General features: G+C 73.1%; 16 protein-coding genes. 11 read left to right on the top strand and 5 right to left on the bottom strand.

The annotated features are described in order from the left end of the window. The first annotated feature begins 103 nt into the window (after positions 1–103). A complete protein-coding gene (locus ITJ68_RS00740; RefSeq protein WP_194659461.1) occupies positions 104–2,407 on the top strand; it encodes a S8 family serine peptidase in 2,304 nt (767 codons plus the stop codon). 59 nt (positions 2,408–2,466) lie between these two features. On the opposite strand, the gene ITJ68_RS00735 is transcribed toward ITJ68_RS00740, so the two are convergent. Genes ITJ68_RS00735 through ITJ68_RS00715 form a run of 5 tightly spaced genes read right to left on the bottom strand, consistent with a single transcriptional unit; the run spans position 2,467 to position 7,007 of the window. Beyond that, positions 2,467–3,306: a class II fructose-bisphosphate aldolase gene (locus tag ITJ68_RS00735; protein WP_194659460.1), complete on the bottom strand. Its 840-nt coding sequence runs from the start codon at positions 3,304–3,306 to the stop codon at positions 2,467–2,469. Next, positions 3,303–4,223 (bottom strand): 1-phosphofructokinase family hexose kinase, encoded by a 921-nt coding sequence (locus ITJ68_RS00730; RefSeq protein ID WP_194659458.1) that lies wholly within the window; start codon positions 4,221–4,223, stop codon positions 3,303–3,305. Before ITJ68_RS00730 ends, ITJ68_RS00735 begins: the two co-directional genes overlap by 4 nt. Beyond that, entirely contained in the window at positions 4,220–5,185 is a 966-nt protein-coding gene (locus ITJ68_RS00725; protein ID WP_194659457.1) for an N-acetylglucosamine-6-phosphate deacetylase, read from the bottom strand. The genes ITJ68_RS00730 and ITJ68_RS00725 overlap by 4 nt, the downstream gene beginning before the upstream one ends. Further along, positions 5,182–6,129: an ROK family protein gene (locus ITJ68_RS00720; protein WP_194659456.1), complete on the bottom strand. Its 948-nt coding sequence runs from the start codon at positions 6,127–6,129 to the stop codon at positions 5,182–5,184. Before ITJ68_RS00720 ends, ITJ68_RS00725 begins: the two co-directional genes overlap by 4 nt. After that, the gene (locus ITJ68_RS00715; protein ID WP_194659455.1) at positions 6,129–7,007 is read right to left on the bottom strand and encodes an SIS domain-containing protein; all 879 of its coding nucleotides are present in this window, start codon (positions 7,005–7,007) and stop codon (positions 6,129–6,131) included. The genes ITJ68_RS00720 and ITJ68_RS00715 overlap by 1 nt, the downstream gene beginning before the upstream one ends. Before the next feature lie 136 nt (positions 7,008–7,143). Here ITJ68_RS00715 and ITJ68_RS00710 point away from each other — a divergent pair, with 136 nt between their 5' ends. The 10 genes from ITJ68_RS00710 to ITJ68_RS00665 all read left to right on the top strand — a co-directional run bounded on the left by ITJ68_RS00710 (position 7,144) and on the right by ITJ68_RS00665 (position 18,020). Further along, positions 7,144–7,932: a DeoR/GlpR family DNA-binding transcription regulator gene (locus ITJ68_RS00710; RefSeq protein ID WP_194659454.1), complete on the top strand. Its 789-nt coding sequence runs from the start codon at positions 7,144–7,146 to the stop codon at positions 7,930–7,932. Between the two features lie 161 nt (positions 7,933–8,093). Then, complete coding sequence (locus ITJ68_RS00705; protein ID WP_194659453.1) at positions 8,094–9,305, top strand: Gfo/Idh/MocA family protein; 1,212 nt, start codon at positions 8,094–8,096, stop codon at positions 9,303–9,305. Continuing rightward, entirely contained in the window at positions 9,302–10,612 is a 1,311-nt protein-coding gene (locus tag ITJ68_RS00700) for an ABC transporter substrate-binding protein (protein WP_194659452.1), read from the top strand. Before ITJ68_RS00705 ends, ITJ68_RS00700 begins: the two co-directional genes overlap by 4 nt. A 114-nt stretch (positions 10,613–10,726) precedes the next feature. Continuing rightward, positions 10,727–11,677 carry a carbohydrate ABC transporter permease gene (locus ITJ68_RS00695; RefSeq protein ID WP_194659451.1) on the top strand — a complete coding sequence of 317 codons (951 nt, stop codon included), beginning with the start codon at positions 10,727–10,729 and terminating at the stop codon, positions 11,675–11,677. Beyond that, positions 11,674–12,582, top strand: coding sequence for a carbohydrate ABC transporter permease (locus ITJ68_RS00690; protein WP_194659450.1), 909 nt, complete (start codon positions 11,674–11,676; stop codon positions 12,580–12,582). The genes ITJ68_RS00695 and ITJ68_RS00690 overlap by 4 nt, the downstream gene beginning before the upstream one ends. An 11-nt stretch (positions 12,583–12,593) precedes the next feature. After that, the gene (locus tag ITJ68_RS19435) at positions 12,594–13,379 is read left to right on the top strand and encodes a hypothetical protein (protein WP_194659449.1); all 786 of its coding nucleotides are present in this window, start codon (positions 12,594–12,596) and stop codon (positions 13,377–13,379) included. Next, complete coding sequence (locus ITJ68_RS00680) at positions 13,376–13,603, top strand: hypothetical protein (RefSeq protein ID WP_194659448.1); 228 nt, start codon at positions 13,376–13,378, stop codon at positions 13,601–13,603. The genes ITJ68_RS19435 and ITJ68_RS00680 overlap by 4 nt, the downstream gene beginning before the upstream one ends. Positions 13,604–13,631: 28 nt before the next feature. Continuing rightward, a complete protein-coding gene (locus ITJ68_RS00675) occupies positions 13,632–15,317 on the top strand; it encodes a bifunctional 3'-5' exonuclease/DNA polymerase (RefSeq protein WP_194659447.1) in 1,686 nt (561 codons plus the stop codon). Positions 15,318–15,523: 206 nt separating this feature from the next. Beyond that, positions 15,524–16,366: a phosphatase PAP2 family protein gene (locus ITJ68_RS00670; RefSeq protein WP_194659446.1), complete on the top strand. Its 843-nt coding sequence runs from the start codon at positions 15,524–15,526 to the stop codon at positions 16,364–16,366. A gap of 49 nt (positions 16,367–16,415) precedes the next feature. Beyond that, complete coding sequence (locus ITJ68_RS00665; RefSeq protein WP_194659445.1) at positions 16,416–18,020, top strand: serine/threonine-protein kinase; 1,605 nt, start codon at positions 16,416–16,418, stop codon at positions 18,018–18,020.

Below are 18,020 nucleotides of genomic sequence, written 5' to 3'. Positions count from 1 at the left end.
ACCCGGACCGGGTCGACGGGATAGCGTGCACCGTCCCCCTGACGTCATCGGGGGACCGGCGCCCACGGACCGGGCACCGTCCCGAGTCACGGAGCGACCACCGATGCCCCCTCGTACCCCGTCCCTGCTGACCGCTGCGGCCATCGTCACGGCGTTCGCCGTCGTCGGTGTCGCCGTCCCGGCCGCGAGCGCGTCGGCGACCGCGCCGACAGCGGTCCAGGTCGCCCCCGAGGACCCGATGCCCACGTCGACGGACCCGACCACGGGCGCGACGCCCGACGGCGAGGTCGTCGACCTGACGGTCGTGCTCCGGCCCACCGACCAGGCCGCGCTGCGTGCGCTGCCGACCACGACGACCGGTGCCACGACGGACGAGCGCGCCGACGCCGTCGCCGAGGTCGCACCGGAGACCGACGACCGCGCCACGGTGCGCGCGGCACTCACCGCGGCCGGCTTCACCGTCACGGACCTGGCCACCTGGCAGGTGGAGGCCCGTGGCACCGCCGCGCAGGCCGAGGCCGTGTTCGGCGTCGAGCTCCTCGGGACCGGCGACGGGATGCACCCGGTGGCCGACCCCGTGCTGTCGGGCGTCCTCGGCGGCGCGGTGACGGGCGTCCTCGGCCTGGACACCAGGCCGGCCGTGTCGCACGCTGCCGTCCCGGCCGGCTACGCCCCGGCGGACATCGCGAAGGCGTACGCGTCCTCGACGAGCGCCACGGCGGGCACGGGAGCGACGATCGCCACCGTGCAGTTCTCCGGCTGGGACCGCAACGACCTGTCCGCGTACGCCGCCGCCGTGGGGCGCCGGGTGCCGGCCCTCGACCAGGTGGCCGTCGCCGGTGCCGACGTGCACCGTCCCGACGGCAGCGGCGGTGAGACCGAGGTCGCGCTCGACCAGGAGGCACTGCTCGCCGTGGCACCGGGAGCCCGCCAGCGCGTCTACGTCGCGCCGAACTCCTTCCAGGGCATGTACCAGGCGTACAGCCAGATCGCCGACGAGGTCGGTCCCGCGGGCATCACCGCCGTGAGCATCTCCTGGGGCGCCTGCGAGTCGCTCATGTCCGGTGGTGCCCGCGCGGCGCTCGACGACGCGCTCGACCGGGTCGTCGCCGCCGGTGCGACGGTCTTCGCCGCGACCGGGGACGACGGCGCGCAGTGCCCGACGGGGCCGAGCACGACGATCCGGGACGTCTCGTACCCGGCGTCCTCGGCTGCGGTCGTCGGCGTCGGTGGGACCACGCTGCGTCGTTCGGGGACGGGCTTCACCGAGAGCGGGTGGTCGAACGACCTCGGCGCCGGTGGCGGCGGGACCTCGTCGGTCACCGCCCGTCCGGCCTGGCAGACGGGTGCCGGCATCAGCGGCACGCAGCGTCGGGTCCCGGACATCGCCGCGGTCGCCGACCCGGAGACCGGTCCCGGCATCTACCTCGGCACGGCCCACGGCTTCGTCTACGGCGGCGGCACGAGCCTCGCCTCGCCCATCGTCGCGGGGCAGCTCGCCACGGCGCTGTCCGCTCGGGGCTGCGCCGCTGGCGTCGGTGACCTGCACGCCGTCCTCTACGGCAACCCCTCGGCCTTCCGCGACGTGACCACCGGGTCGAACGGCACCTGGAAGGCCACGGTCGGCCACGACCTGGCGACCGGTCTCGGCACCCCTCGGTGGTCGACGCTCGGGCCGCTCCTGCCCGTCGCGGCCTCGTGCCCGCCGCCGGCCGGACCGTCCGTCGCCGGGGCCGCGCCGACCACGATCACGGCGTCCTCCGCCACGGTGCCGTCCGGGACCTCGATCCACTCGCCGAACGGGCAGTACTGGCTGGACCTGCAGCGGGACGGCAACCTCGTCGAGTGGGGCAACGGCCGCGTGCTGTGGTCCACGAAGACCCCTGGCGTGGGGAACACCCTGTCGCTCGCGAAGAACGGCGTGCTGAGCGTCCGGTCGACCTCGGGCGCGGTGCGCTGGACGACGACGAAGACCACGGCGACCGGCAGGCCCGTGCTCTCCGTCACGGACGGCGGTGACGTCCGTGTCACGGTGGGCACCACGGTGCTCTGGCGCAACGGCGCACCCGGGGCCGACCGGATGGTGACCGGGGCGTCACTCCAGCCGGGCCAGAACCTGTGGGACACGACCGGCAACCGACGACTGACGGTCCGGGCAGACGGGCAGATGCGCGTGCTGCTCGGCACCCGGACGGCGCTCGCAGTCAGCGGCGGTGGAGCCGGTGCGTCGCTGCGCATGGAGTCGAACGGCAACCTGGTGCTCTGGGACCGGTTCGGCAAGCAGGCGTGGTCGTCGGCGACGTCCCGATCCGGCGGCGCGAAGGTCACGCTGCGGATGCAGACCAACGGCGACCTGGTGCTGCGGAAGGGCACCACGACGATCTGGCACAGCCGGACGAAGGGCTGACGGCGGGGCGGCGGCAGCGCGGTCCCCGCGCCGCCGCCGTTCGTCGCTGCGGCGCTCGCTCAGGCCGTGGCGAGCAGCGTCAGCAGTCGGCTCGTCTCGGCCGTGATCGCGTCCCGCCCTGCGGACACGTACTTCCGCGGGTCGACGACGTCCGGTCGCTCCTCGAGCACCGCACGGAGCGCCCGGGTGAACAGCCCGTTCAGGTGCGTGGAGATGTTGACCTTCGTCATGCCCGCGCGGACGGCGCCCTGCAGCTTCTCGTCCGACAGTCCGGACGACCCGTGCAGCACGAGCGGCACCGGCACGGTGTCGCGCAGGCGGGTGACGAGGTCGCGGTCCACCGCCGCCTCGCGCGTCTGCATCGCGTGCGAGGTCCCCACGGCCACGGCGAGGGCGTCGACGCCGGTCGCCTTGACGAAGGCCGCAGCGTCCGTCGGGTCGGTGCGGACGCCGGGCGCGTGCACGCCGTCCTTGCCGCCGACCTCGCCCAGCTCGGCCTCGAGCGCGATGCCCGCGCGGTGGCAGCGTTCGGCCATGACCCTGGTGGCCGCGACGTTGGCGTCGTAGTCCAGGTGCGAGCCGTCGTACATGATCGAGTCGACGCCGAGCGCGATGCCGTCGGCGACCAGGTCGACGTCCTCGATGTGGTCGAGGTGCACGAGGACCTCGACGTCGGCCGCGCGGGCGATCGCCCGCGTCGCGGTCGTGATCGGGACGAGGCCGCCGTGGTAGCGGACGCAGTTCTCGCTGATCTGCAGGATGACGGGCAGGCCGGCGAGCTCGGCGCCGGCGACGATCGCCTCGGCGTGCTCGAGCAGGACGACGTTGAAGGCGCCGACACCGTGGCGCGTCGAGCGGGCCGTGTCGAGCAGTCCGGTGAGGGCGAGGTCGATGGTCATGCGGTGCTCCGGGTCGGTTCGGTGTCGGTCAGGAATCGGTGGACGGCGTCGCGGTCGACCTCGCCGGCCACGGGGCGCAGGACGGCGGCGGCGCCGAACGCGGCGGCGGTGCGGAGGGCGGCGGTGACGTCGGTGGCGTCCCGCGTGAGTGCGAGCACGAGTCCCGCGGTGGCCGCGTCGCCCGCCCCGGTCGGGTTGCCGGTGACGCCGCGGACGGCGCCGACCTCGACGACCTCGGTGCGGGTGTGGGCGGTGATGCCGTCGGCGCCCCGGGAGACGACGACCATGCCGGCGCCGCGGTCGAGCAGCGCGAGGGCTCCGTCGCGTTCGTCCGGGAAGCCGGTGGCCTCGGCGAGCTCCTCGCGGTTGGGCTTGCAGACCGTGGCGCCCGCGTCGGCCGTGGCCAGGAGCGCGGGTCCCGAGCAGTCGGCGACGACGAGCACCCCGGCGGCGACGGCGTCGGCGATCCACGGCGTCACGACCTCGGCCGCGGTGCCGACGGGCAGCGAGCCGGAGACGACGAGGGCGTGGGACGTCGGGAGCAGTGCCCGGACGGCGTCGTCCACGGGGAGCCAGGCGGCGGGCGGCACGGACGGGCCCGGTTCGCCGAACATCGTCGGGTGCGCGTGGTCGTCGACGACCGTGACCGTGCTGCGGGTCTCACCGGGGACCGGCACGGCGGTGGCGGCGAGCCCGAGGGCGGCGACGGCGTCCGCGACCCAGGCGCCGGCCGACCCGCCGAGCGGCAGGACCGAGTGCGTCTCGACGCCCTCGCCGGCCAGCACCCGTGCCACGTTGAGGCCCTTGCCGCCCGGCAGGCGGTCGACGGACCGGACGCGCTGGGTCGTGCCGATGCGCTGCTCGTCGACGCGGTAGGTGACGTCCACGGCCGGGTTGGGGGTGACGACGACGATCATGCGGACACCTCGGTGTGTGGACGGACACGGCCGGTGGTCGTGTCGACGACGATGCGGTCAGGGGACGCGGGGAGCCCGAGCAGCGCCAGCGCCCGTCCGGAGCTGGCGTCGACGGCCTCGTCGAGCGGCGTCCCCGATGCCAGCAGGCGCAGGAAGCCGTCGAGCACGGTGCTCGTGCTGCCCGCCAGGGACGACCCGTCGGCGAGCATCGCGACCCCGTCCGACACGACGACGGCGGACCCGGCGATCCGGTACCGCCCGTCGTCGCACCCGGTGGCGGCCATCGCGTCGGACACCAGGACCATGCGGCTGCCGGTGCTGCGGCGGACCAGGTCCACGGTGACGTCGTCGAGGTGGTGGCCGTCGACGATCGCCTCGACGTGGAGGCGCGGGTCGGTCAGGGCGACCCCGACCGGACCGGGAGCGCGGTGGTGCAGCGGCGGCATCCCGTTGAAGACGTGGGTGACCAGCCGGGCGCCGGCGTCCACGGCACGGCTGACGGTCTCGGCGTCGGCGTCCGTGTGGCCGATCGCGACGACGACCCCCGCCGCGGTCAGGCGTGCGACGGCGTCGAGCGCGCCGGGCAGCTCGGGGGCGAGCGTCACGATGCGGAGCGTGCCGGCGGCGGCGTCGAGGTACGTGTCGACCTCCGCCGGGGTCGGGGCGTGCAGGAGCTCGGCGGCGTGGGCCCCGCGGCGGGCGGGCGACAGCCAGGGCCCCTCGAGGTGCAGGCCGGCGAGCACGCCCTCGTCGACGAGCGGTCCGAGGCGACGGAGCGCGGCCACGGTGGCGTCGGGCGTCCCGGTGGCGATCGAGGCCACCATCGTGGTGGTCCCGCGGCCGGCGTGGTGGGCGACGGCAGCACGGGCGTCGTCGGCGGAGCAGGTGGCGAAGTCGTGGCCGAGGGCACCGTGCACGTGCAGGTCGACGAACCCGGGGACGACGAGGTCGTGGGCGGTCATGCGCGGCCGCCGATCGGGGCCTCGGTCGGTGCGAGCGTGTCGAGGAGCTCCCGCGCGAGCAGCCCGGCACCGATGGCCCCGGCGGCGTCGCCGTGGCGTGCGGGCAGGAGCGTCGGCGCACGGAGCCCGACGAGTCGGTCGGCCACGGCGGTGCGGAGCGGGTCGAGCAGCATCGCGCCGGACTCCGCCAGGCCGCCACCGACGACGACGGCGTGGCAGCCCGCGACGGCGGTGATCCAGGCGATCGCCTCGCCGAGCACGTCGACGCACTCCTGCCACACGGCGGTCGCCACGGGGTCACCCTGCTGCACACGGAGCATCGCCGCGTGGGCGGACGCCGTGCCGGCACGGCGGGCGACGGCCCCTGCTGACGCGATCTCCTCGACGCGGAGCCCCGCGTGCGGACCGTGCTGGATGCGCACCTGTCCGATCTCGCCGGCCCAGCCGCCACCGGACACGACGGCACCGTCGACGACCAGGGCACTGGCGAGCCCGGTGCCGACGGGCACGAAGCCGACGGACCCGCGGTCGAGGGGCTGGGTCGCACCGGGCACGGGGCGCGACTCGGCGAGAGCGCCGGCGCGCACGTCGTGGCCGAACGCCACGGGGACGTCGACACCGCGGGCGACGAGCGCCGCGTGGATGCGCTCGCGGACGGGGACGCCCTGCCAGCCGAGGTTCACGGCGAGCACGGACACCCCGGTGACCTCGTCGACCACGCCCGGGACGACCACGCCGACCGCCGCCAGGCGAGTCGCGCCGGACGCAGCGGCCGCGGTGACCGCCAGCTCGGCGATCACCTCGGCGAGCTGCACGGCGTCGGGGTCGGCACGCGGGGTCGGGACGCGGTGCTCGCCGAGCACCGTGCCCGCGGCGTCCGTGACCCGGGCCTTGATGCCCGTGCCGCCGACGTCGACCCCGAGCACCAGCCCCGTCGGACCCATCAGGTGAGGATGACCGAACGGGTCAGCGACCGCGGGTGGTCCGGGTCGAGACCGCGGCGCTCGGCCAGGGCGACGGCGAACCGGTGCACGACGACGAGCCCGGCGATCGGGTCGAGCTCGTGTCGGACGAACCGGGCACCGGTGGCGGCGACCTCGTCCTCCAGGCCCTCGGGCGACGCACCGAGCGACCAGACCAGCCGGCCCGGCTGCGCGATCGCGATCGGTCCGTGGCGGTAGTCCATCGCCGGGTACGACTCGGCCCAGAACTGCGCGGCCTCGCGCGTCTTGAGTGCCGCTTCGAACGTCAGGCCCACGGCGGCACCACGGCCGACGAAGGACACCTGCTCGGCGTCGAGCAGGTCCTCGATCGGGAGCGTGAGTGCGGTCTCCGCCTGGGCGGCGAGGGCGTCCACGTCGTCGCCGATCGACGCGCGCAGCAGTGCGAGCGTCGTGGTGGCGAACCGGGTCTGCACGACGCTGCGCTCGTCGGCGAAGGGCAGCGCGACGACGTCGTCGGCCTCGGCAGCTGCGGGGCTGTCCGCGACCGCGGTGATGAGCACGGTGCGCTGGGTCGGCAGTGCGGCGAGGAGCGAGACGATCTCCGTCGTCGTGCCCGAACGGCTGATGGTGACGACGCGGTCGTAGTCGCGACCGGCGGGGTACTCCGAGCCGGCGAAGGCGTCCGTGACACCGAGCCCGGCCTGCTCACGGGCGACGGCGTAGCTCATCGCGATGAACCAGCTGGTGCCGCAGCCGACGACGGCGACGCGCTCGCCGGGCTGGGGGAGGGAGTCGACGAACGAGGGCAGCAGGGCCGCAGCAGCGCGCCACGTCTCCGGCTGCGACGCGAGCTCTTCGCTCACGAAGGTGTCGGTCATGAGGGCCTTCCGATCCGTGAGTCGATCCGGGATGATCGACGTGGTTGGGAGCATAGCGAGCGATCGTGCTCGAAGCGAGGGCAAAACGTCATTTCCGATCAGGGCAAGTGTGATTTACGCCCGTAGGATGGCCACCATGACTCCGCAACAGCGGCTCAACGCCCTGCTCGAGCTCGTGAGCGACCGGGGGAACGTGTCGATCTCCGAGATCGGCGACGTGCTCGGGATCTCCGCGGCGACCGCCCGCCGCGACCTCGCCACGCTCGCCGACCAGCGCCTCGTCACGCGCACCCACGGCGGAGCCGCCGCGCTCGGCGCCGGGTACGAGCTGCCGCTGCAGTACAAGATCGCCCGCCAGGCCGAGGCGAAGACCGCCATCGCCCGCGCCACGGCTGCGCTCGTGGCCCCCGGCGACACCGTCGGGCTGAACGGCGGCACGACGACGACCGAGGTGGCGCGCGAACTCGGCAAGAGCGAGCGCTTCATCCGCTCCGACGGCGAGTTCGGCATCACGATCGTCACGAACGCGCTGAACATCGGGTACGAGCTGTCCGTGCGCGCGAACGTCAAGATCGTGGTCACGGGTGGTGTCGCCCGTCGTCAGTCCTACGAGCTCATCGGGCCGCTGGTGCGCGACACCCTCGACGAGTTCGCACTCGACGTCGTCGTCCTCGGTGTCGACGGCCTGACCGGGCAGTACGGCGCCACCACCATGCACGAGGGCGAGGCCGAGGTCAGCCGGCACTTCGCCTCCGTCGGACGGCGCGTGATCGTCGTGGCCGACTCCACCAAGGTCGAGCGCTCCACGTTCGCGCGGATCTGCCCGCTCGACCGGATCGACGTGCTCGTCACCGACCAGCCGGTGCCGTCGACGTTCGCGTCCGACCTCGCCGCCGCCGGCGTGGAGCTCGTCGTCGCGGACTGATCCCGAGCCTCCTGGCTCGTCCTGACCCGTCCCGGCACGCTCCGGACGTTACCGGCGTGTAAAACCCTTGCATCTCGCTTCCGTGAGCGATCTGTGATCGCATATTGTGCATCCATGATCGATTTGGCATCATTGCCGTCACAATCACGCAAGGGAGCGAGATGACCGTCAACACGAACGAAGCCCTCCGCGTCGCGGTGATCGGGATGGGTCAGCGGTCGTACATCGCCCGTCACGTCGCCGACGCCGTCGCGTCCGCCACCGACCTGGAGGCCCGGGTCACGGCCGTCGTGGACGTCACCCCCGCCGGGCGGGAGCGCGGACAGGCCGAGTACCCCGACGCGCAGGTCCTCGAGGACCACCGCGCGCTGGCCGGGCTGGTCGACGCCGCGATCGTCACCACGCCGGACTGGACCCACGCCGAGATCGCGACCGACCTGCTGCGCGCGGGCATCGCCGTCTACCTCGAGAAGCCCCTCGCCATCACGGTCGAGGACGCCGACGCGGTGCTCAACACGGCCGCCGAGACCGGCACCCCGCTCTACGTCGGGCACAACTTCCGGCACGCCGCCGTGGTGCGCCTGATGCGCCAGGTCATCGAGCGCGGCGAGATCGGCGAGGTCAAGGCCGTCTGGGTCCGCCACTTCGTCGGCAACGGCGGCGACTACTACTTCAAGGACTGGCACGCCGACCGCACCAAGGTCAACTCGCTGCTCCTGCAGAAGGCCAGCCACGACCTCGACGTGATCCACGCCCTCGCCGGCGCGTACACGACCCGCGTCGTGGGCATGGGCTCGCTGTCGGTCTACGGCGACGTGACCGACCGCCGCGACCGCAGCGACGAGCTGATGACCGACTGGTTCTCGTTCGACAACTGGCCGCCGGCCGAGCAGACCGGGCTCAACCCCGTCGTCGACGTCGAGGACGTCTCGATGGTGATGATGACGCTCGACAACGGCGTGCAGGCCAGCTACGAGCAGTGCCACTTCACGCCGGACTACTGGCGGAACTACACGGTGATCGGCACCCACGGGCGCCTCGAGAACATCGGTGACACCGGCGGCGGCGTGGTCAAGGTCTGGAACCACCGACGGAACTGGGACGTCCAGGGTGACGTCGAGTACCCGATCGACGGCGTCGAGGACGGCCACAGCGACGCCGACCTGCTCACGATGACCGAGTTCCTGCGCTCCGTCGCCTTCGGTGAACCGACCAGCCTGTCGCCCCTCGCGGCACGTGCAGCGGTCGCCACCGGCGCCCTCGCCACCCGGTCGCTCCGCAACGGGTCCGAGCCCATCGACGTCCCACCGCTGCCCGAGGCGACCCTCCGGCACTTCGCGACCACCTCCGTTCCCGAAAGGACCACCCGATGACCGCTCCCACCGCCCGCCCGGGCCGCGGCCGACGCCGCGCACTGCTCGGTCTCGCCGCCGCCGTCAGCGCCGTCGCGCTGCTCGCCGGCTGCAGCACCTCGTCCTCCGGCAGCGCCGGCGGTTCCGGCGAGGTCGCGAAGGACACCAAGGCGAACCTGACGTACGCCGTCTGGGACCAGAACCAGGTGAAGGCGATCAAGGCCAACATCAAGGGCTTCAACGAGAAGTACCCCGACATCAAGGTCAACGTCGACGTCACCCCGTACGCCAGCTACTTCACGAAGCTGCAGACGCAGGGCTCCAGCAACACGCTGCCCGACCTGTTCTGGATGAACGGCCCGAACTTCCAGCTGTACGCAGGCAACGGCAAGCTCGCCCCGATCACCGACGAGGTCAAGTCGGGCGCGATCGACCCGAAGAACTACTCCTCGGCGCTCAACAAGCTCTACACGCTCGACGGCAAGCAGTACGGCGTCCCGAAGGACTTCGACACCATCGGCGTGTGGATGAACAAGTCGCTGTTCGAGCAGGCCGGCGTCCCGATGCCGTCCAAGGACTGGACCTGGGACGACTTCCAGAAGACCGGCGCCGAGCTCTCCGCGAAGCTGAAGAGCCAGGGCGCCTACGGTGCCGCCGCGGGCATGGACGGCCAGACCACGTACTACGACACGATCTTCCAGGCCGGTGGGTCCGTCGTCGACGGCAAGAAGTCGGAGTACGACTCGAAGGCCGCCGAGGCCGGGCTGGCCTACTGGACCGACCTCATCAAGTCCGGTGCGTCGCCCACGATGCAGCAGCTGACCGACACCACGGCCGACCAGTGGTTCACCTCCGGCAAGGTCGCCATGTACCAGGGCGGCAGCTGGTTCCGCTCCGCGCTGATCGGCACCGACATCGAGAAGGACGTCGTCGCCTACCCACTGCCCAAGGGCAAGGAGCAGGCCACGGTCATCCACGGCGTCTCGAACGTCGTGGCCGAGGCCTCGAAGAACAAGGGCGCCGCGCAGGCGCTGCAGGCCTACATGGCGTCGAAGCCCGCCCAGCAGCAGCAGGGCGACATGGGCGCGATCATCCCCGCCTACACCGGGACGCAGGACGCCTTCACGAAGACCATGCCGGACGCCGACCTGCAGGTCTTCCTGGACGCGGTGGAGTACGCCAAGCCGCTGCCGGTGTCGAAGAACACCGCCGCGTGGAACACCCTCGAGACGAACCTGCTCCCGAGCGCCTTCGACGGGTCGAAGCCGGTCGACCAGGTCGCGAAGGAACTGGCCACAAAGATGGACGCAGCACTCGCCAAGGAGTGACGGAGCCGGTCGACCGGTCGGGCCTGATCCCCGACCGGTCGACCGTCCCGCGTCCCACCTCCCCCGATCCACCAGCAGCACCCGATCCGACCGCCCTGGCCGAGGAGCGACCCGATGACGACCACCACCCAGCACCGTGACGCCGCGCAGGCGTCCCCGCCCCCGACGACCCCCGGGGCCCGCCGCGCCGGCGCCCCGCGCACCGACGGCTTCTGGCCGTGGCTGTTCGTCCTGCCGCTGCTCATCGGCGTCGGCACGTTCTTCATCTGGCCGATCATCCAGACGTTCTACTACTCGTTCACCAGCTGGGGGGTGTTCGGCGGGTCGAGCTTCACCGGCATCGCGAACTACGTCCGCCTGGTCTCCGACCCGCAGCTCTACCAGTCGCTGCTCAACACGATCATCTACACGGCGATCGTCCTGCTCGGCATCCCGATCGCGGTGTGGCTCGCGAGCCTGCTGAACACCCCGGGCCTGCGGTTCGCGCAGTTCTACCGCGTGCTGTTCTTCCTGCCCTACGTGGCGATGCCGGCCGCGATCGCCCTGGTGTGGCGCATCATGTTCAACGGCGACTTCGGCATCGTGAACTCGTTCCTCCGGGTGTTCGGCATCGACGGCCCGTACTGGATCTCCACCCCGGGCTTCGCGCTCGTCGCCGTCTCCCTGGTGGGGCTGTGGTCCTCGCTCGGCTTCTCGATGATCATCCTCGGCGCCGGCCTCAAGGACATCCCGCCGGAGCTGTACGAGGCGGCCGAGCTCGACGGTGCCAGCCGCTGGCGCCAGTTCCGCTCGGTGACCGTGCCGCTCCTCAGCCCGAGCATCTTCTTCGTGCTCATCGTCACGACGATCTCGAGCTTCCAGCTGTTCGACCTGCTCTACGCGATCCTCGGCCCGCTGAACCCGGTGATCCCGAAGACGATGTCCCTCGTCTTCTACTTCTACAACTCCGGGTTCGTCGACGGCGACAAGGGCTTCGCGGCAGCGATCGCGATGGTCATCTTCCTGCTGATCGGCATCATCACGGTCATCCAGTTCCGCGTCCAGAAGAAGTGGGTCCAGTCATGACCGGCATCATCGAAGCTCGCGGTCCCAAGGCCGCCGTCGCCACGAAGGCATCCAGCCGCACCCGGACCAGCACCCGGTCCCGCCCGCGTCGGCGGCAGGGCAGCCACTGGTGGATCCACGTCGTGCTCGGCGTCGGCGGGTTCGTCATGGCGTTCCCGTTCATCTGGCAGATCATCATGGCGCTGTCGACCAACGCGCAGGTGACCTCACCGACGCCGGTGTTCTGGCCGGGGCAGCTGCAGTGGCAGAACTTCGCGCAGGTGTTCGAGCGGCTGCCGTTCCTGAGCCAGCTCGCGACGTCGGTCTGGGTCACGCTGATCCGCACCGTCGCGCAGATCATCCTCTGCACCTTCGCCGGGTACGCCTTCGCGCGCATGCGGTTCAAGGGCCGCGGGCTCATCCTCGGGATCGTGCTGTCGATCCTGCTCGTGCCGTCGCAGGTGTACCTGATCTCGCAGTACCAGATCGTGCAGGGCCTCGGCTGGCTCGACACCCTCGCCGGCATCGTCGCGCCCGGCCTGTTCAGCGCGTTCGGCACCTTCCTGATGCGGACGGCGTTCCTGAACATGCCGGCCGAGCTCGAGGAGGCAGCCCGCATGGACGGCGCGAACCCGTTCCAGACGTTCTGGCGGATCATGCTGCCCCTGGCACGGCCGTCGATGAGCGTGCTCGCGATCACCACCGTGCTCTGGTCCTGGAACGAACTGCTCTGGCCCCTCGTGGTCTCGACCCGCGCCGAGTCGATGCCGCTGGCCGCCGGGCTCGCGACGCTGTCGAGCGACCGGACCGTCAACTACCCGGTGCTGATGGCCGCGAGCCTGATGGCCATGGCTCCGGTGCTGATCATGTTCATCGTGCTCCAGCGTCGCGTGATCGACGGGCTCGCCTCGTCCGGTCTGAAGTAGGGGAGCGACCGGTGGCGGACACGACCAGCCTGGAGGCCCTCCCCGCCTCCGTCGCGCTCCTCGCGGCCGCCGTCGGTTCCGACCAGGACCCCGACGACACCGCGCGGGCGCTCGCCGCGAGCGTCGCGCACGTCCCGGCGTCCGAGCAGGACGAGCTCGCGTTCGCCGCCGTCCTCGCGGTCCTGCCGACGACCCGCGCGTGGCTCGTCGACCACGGTCTGTCCGCGGCACAGGCGGACGCGAGCATCGCTGACGTGCCGCGGAAACGTGACCGGTACGGGATCCTCGGCACCGGGATGGGCTGGTTCTGCGGGATCGTGACCGGACGCGTGGTGGCCGTGGGGCGCCTCCAGTTCGAGGTCGGGACCCACCTGCCCGACGGGACCGCCGCATGGGGCGTCCACGTCCCCGAGACCGGCCCGCTCGACCCGGAGGCCTGCTCGCGGTCGTTCGCCGCCGCGCCGGAGGTGCTCCGTCGGCTGGCGCCCGAGCACGAGGCGACGGTGTGGAGCTGCCGGTCCTGGACCCTCGACCCCGGGCTCGCGGCCGCGCTCGGTCCCGAGGCCAACCTGGTCCGGTTCGCCGAGCGCTTCGACCTGCTCCCGCCCGAGCCGCACGACGAGGAGGAGGGCGACGACAGCGCCGCCAAGTTCGTCTTCGGCACCGACCTCGACGTCGCCCGCGCCACCGTGCCGCGCGGCCGCGTGCAGACGGCGGTGCACGAGCGGTGGGCGGCTGGCGGGCACTGGACGGAACGCACCGGCACCGCGCCCGTCGGGGTACCGTCCTCGGCATGAGCGAACCGGACCGCGACCACCTCGACGACGGCGTCGACATGACCTTCGACGAGCGGCGCCACGACACCCTGCGCCGGATGTCCGGGTCGGACGCCCACGACGAGGCCCCACGGGTCGAGGTCGACGAGCTCGACGACGGCACCGTGCGCATCGACGTCGCGGACAGCGCTGCGGTCCGCCCGGGCGACCCCGACGGCCACGCCGCGGAGCACCCCGGACGCTGACGACGGTGGGGCACGGCATGATCGGTGCGTGCACCTCGTCCTCAGTCGCGTCGACGGCGGCGTCCTCGCGACGCCCCTGACCGACTCGGGGACCCCGCAGGGCGAGCCGAACCGGATCGAGGAGTCGAACCTCCCGGCCTTCGTCGCGCAGCACGAGGCAACCGGGGTCCGCTGGGTGTGGGACGACACCGCCCGGTGGTACCCGGCCGTGCTCGCGGCAGGCGGTCGCGTCGCCCGGTGCGTCGACCTGCGGCTCGGCCACCGGATCCTGCGGTCGGCGCTCGCCGCGCGCGGGTCCGCCCTGCAGCAGGCCCCCGAGGGGCCGTGGGACCAGGCCGCTCCGCTCGAGCGCCCCGCGCGGCCGGCCCAGACGCAGCTCTTCGACGACGCGCTGTTCGGCAGCGGGCGCCCCGACGACGCCGCCGACCCGGTCGCCGAGCTCCAGGCGCAGCTCGCCGCCGTGGCCGGGGCGACCGACCCCGGGGCGCTCCGGCTGCTGCTCGCGGCCGAGTCCGCCGGCTCCCTCGTCGCGGCGGAGATGCGCTTCGGCGGGCTGCCCTGGCGGGTCGACGTGCACGAACGGCTGCTCGAGGACACCCTCGGTCCGCGGGTGCCGTACGGCGTCCGGCCGCGACGGCTCGAGGAGATCGCCGACGTCCTCCGTGCCCGGCTCGACGACCCCGCGCTCAACCCGGACTCGCCCGCCGAGGTGCTGCGGTCCCTGCGCCGGGCTGGACTCGTCGTCGAGAGCACGCGGAAGTGGGAGCTCCAGCAGCTCGAGCACCCGGCGATCGAACCGTTGCTCGAGTACAAGCGCCTGTACCGGCTGCTCACAGCCAACGGCTGGTCGTGGCTCGACGAGTGGGTGCAGGACGGCCGCTTCCACCCGGAGTACGCCGTCGGCGGCGTCGTCACCGGGCGGTGGGCCGCGAACGGCGGCGGGGCGATGCAGCTGCCCAAGGCCGTCCGGGCCGCGGTGGTCGCCGACGAGGGGTGGAAGCTCGTGGTGGCCGACGCCGCACAGCTCGAGCCGCGGGTGCTCGCCGCGATGGCGGGTGACCTCGCGATGGCCTCGGCGGGCGACGGGCGCGACCTCTACGACGGTGTCGTGGCCTCGGGGGCGGTCGAGACCCGGCAGCAGGCCAAAGGCGCGATGCTCGGCGCGATGTACGGCGCCACCCAGGGCGAGGGCGGCCGACTCGTGCCGCGGTTGGCGCGGGCGTTCCCCCGGGCGCTGGACCTCGTCGAGCAGGCAGCGCGGGCGGGGGAGCGCGGTGAGCCCGTCACGACGCGGCTCGGGCGGACGTCCCCGGTGCCCGAGGCCTCGTGGTTCGAGGCCAGGAACCGCGCGTGGAGCGTCGAGGGCACGCCGGCGATGCAGCGCGCCGTGGAGTCCCGCGCGCGCAGCTGGGGGCGCTTCACGCGGAACTTCGTCGTCCAGGGCACGGCGGCCGAGTGGGCACTGTCGTGGATGGCGTCCCTGCGGACGCGGCTCGCTGCCCGGTGGCAGGGGCCCGTGCGCGACGGCGCCCACCTGGTGTTCTTCGTGCACGACGAGATCGTGGTGCACGCGCCCGCAGCCGATGCCGCCTGGGTGGCCGAGCAGGTCGCGGCGGCGGCGGTCGACGCCGGTCGGATCCTGTTCGGCACCTTCCCGATCACGTTCCCCCTGTCGGTCTCCGTCGTCGACGACTACGGCAGCGCGAAGGACTGACGCGCGCCGTCGTGGGCGCAGGCCGACGGGCGTTCTCGTTCGCGGCGATGACGGATCTGGTTCGCGATCCTCGGGGTCCGAGAACCGGATCCGTCAGCGGCAGATCCGAGAACCGCCCTCCGCCCATCACCCTGCGAGACGCCGTGCGGGGACACCGGGCGGGACGGCGCGCGGGGCTCTCGGGTGGGGGCGGGCACGCTGGGCAGATGGACAGCGAGCAACGAGCACGTGAACCCGGGCACCCGGAGCAGGCCGACCGGACACTCGGGGACGTCGACCTCACCACGTGGCGCACCCCGGCCGGTCGGGCGTCGGCCGAGGCGTCCGTGCGCCTCGGGCACCGCTTCGGTGCCCTGCCCGTGCTCGTCGTCACGCTCCTCATCGGCATCGCGATCGCCGCGCTGGCCACCCTGCTCGCCTCCGAGGTCTACGACGCCGTGCGCGAGGCCGACGACGTCGCCGTGCTCGACCGCCCGGTGCTCGACTGGATGATGTCGGTGCGGACGCCCGGCCTCGACACCGCCGTGACGTGGTGGACGAACGTCGCGGGGACGATCGGGATGCCCATCGTGGCGATCGCCTTCCTGGTCGGGTTCACGATCCAGCGGCGCCGGTGGACGCCCGTCGTGCTGCTCGTCGCCGCGAGCGGAGGATCGCTCCTCATGACCATCGCCGGCAAGGACCTCATCGGCCGGGCCCGTCCGCCCCGTGCCGACGCCGTGCCGCCGTACGAGCACTCGCCCTCGTTCCCCTCGGGGCACACGCTGAACGCCACGGTCATCGTCGGGTCGATCGTCTACCTGCTCATCCTGCGGCAGTCCCGCCGGGTGGCACGGGTGACGACGATCGTCGCGGGGACGCTGTTCGTGCTGTCCGTCGGGGTCTCCCGCGTGTTCCTCGGGCACCACTGGCTGACGGACGTGCTGGCCGCGTGGGCGCTCGGCATCGCCTGGCTCGCGCTCGTCGTCACGGCGCACCGGCTCTACCTGACAGCCCTCGCCCGCGACCGCCACGGCGACCGCGTGCCCGTCGCCCGACACGAGGGCTAGCACTCCGCGCACGTCGTCGTGGTCAGGTGCTGCCGGTAGGTTTCCGGGCATGGCAGAACGGGTCTTCGGCGGCAGGTACCGAGTCACAGGCACCCTCGGGCACGGGGGGATGGCCTCGGTGTACCGCGCGGTCGACGAGCAGCTCGGGCGCGAGGTCGCGGTCAAGGTCTTCCGGATGGGCTCCGTCGACCACGGTGAGCGTGCCCGTGCCGAGGCGGAGATCCAGGTCCTCGCGGGCCTGCGCAGCCCGTCCCTCGTGACGCTCTACGACGCCGCCCTCGACGACGCCGACGGGGACTCCTACCTCGTGATGGAGCTCGTCCCCGGCAGCGACCTCGCCACCCGACTCGGCGAAGGGCCCCTCGACCGCGCCACGACCGCCCGCGTCGGGGCGCAGATCGCCGACGGCCTCGCCGCCGTGCACGCGCAGGGCATCGTCCACCGCGACGTCAAGCCCGCGAACGTCCTGCTCGAGTCCGACGGCTCCCACGTCAAGCTCGCCGACTTCGGCATCGCCCTGCTCCGCGACGCCGCCCGGGTCACCGGCACGGGCGCCGTGATGGGCACCGCCGCCTACCTCGCACCGGAGCAGGTCACCGCCCAGGCCATCAGCGGCAAGTCCGACGTCTACGCCCTCGGCCTGGTGCTGCTCGAGGCCCTCACCGGCACCCGACCGTTCCCCGGCAGCGCGATCGAGTCCGCCACCGCGCGGCTGATGCGCTCGCCGGAGATCGACCCGCACCTGCCCACCGCCTGGCGCACGCTGCTGCACGTCATGACGGCCACCGACCCCGCCGAGCGCCCGACCGCCGCCGAGGCGGCCGAACGCCTGCGCGCACTCGGCCGCGCCGACGTCGAGCCCGCCACGCAGCTCCTGCCGGGAGGCCCCGGTACCGTCACCGCGGCGGCGGCGGCCGCCGGGGCGGCAGCGGCCACGGCTGCGATGGACGCCCCGACGCAGGCCTGGGACGACCAGGCCACCCGCGCGATGCCCGTGAACGGGAGCGGTGGCGCGGACGACGCGACGCGCCTGCTGCCGGCGGGACGAGCCTCCGACCAGGACGACGTGTCGACCACCGTCCTCGGCGCCCAGCGTGGCGGTGGTGGCGCCGGTGGCGGTGTGCCCGCGGCGCCGGCGCGACCGGCACCCCGACCGGAGGAGCCGGAGCGGAAGAGCCGTCGCGGACTGGTGATCACGCTCGTGGTCCTCGGCGTGCTGGTGCTCGCCGGGATCATCGGGGTCCTGGCGTTCGCGAACGGCGGCGGGACCCCCGCGCCGACCGAGTCGTCGTCCTCCACGCCGGAGCAGCCGCAGCAGGACCCGTCGGAGGACGCGTCCCAGCCCGCCGAGCAGCCGTCCGAGCCCGCCGAGCAGCAGCCGTCCGAACCGGCCGAGCAGCAGCCCTCCGAACCCGCTGAGCAGCAGCCGTCGGAGCCCGCCGAGCCGTCCCAGCCGGCCGAGCCGACGACGGGTCCGCAGCCGACGGTGCAGCCGACGCTGCCGGTGCAGACACCGGCGGCCGACACCGGAGCCGCCGGCACGTCGAACGGCACCTCCACCGGCACGACCGGCACGACCGACACGTCGGTGGTCGCTCCGGCGAAGACCGGGCCCGGCAACTCGGAGAACGCGCCGGGCCACAACAAGGGCTGA

Origin of the sequence: Curtobacterium sp. VKM Ac-1395 (assembly GCF_015350975.1) — a bacterium.
Classification (GTDB): domain Bacteria; phylum Actinomycetota; class Actinomycetes; order Actinomycetales; family Microbacteriaceae; genus Curtobacterium.
The sequence above is the reverse complement of the archived record's forward strand: the minus strand, read 5'-3'. Positions and strand labels throughout refer to the sequence as shown.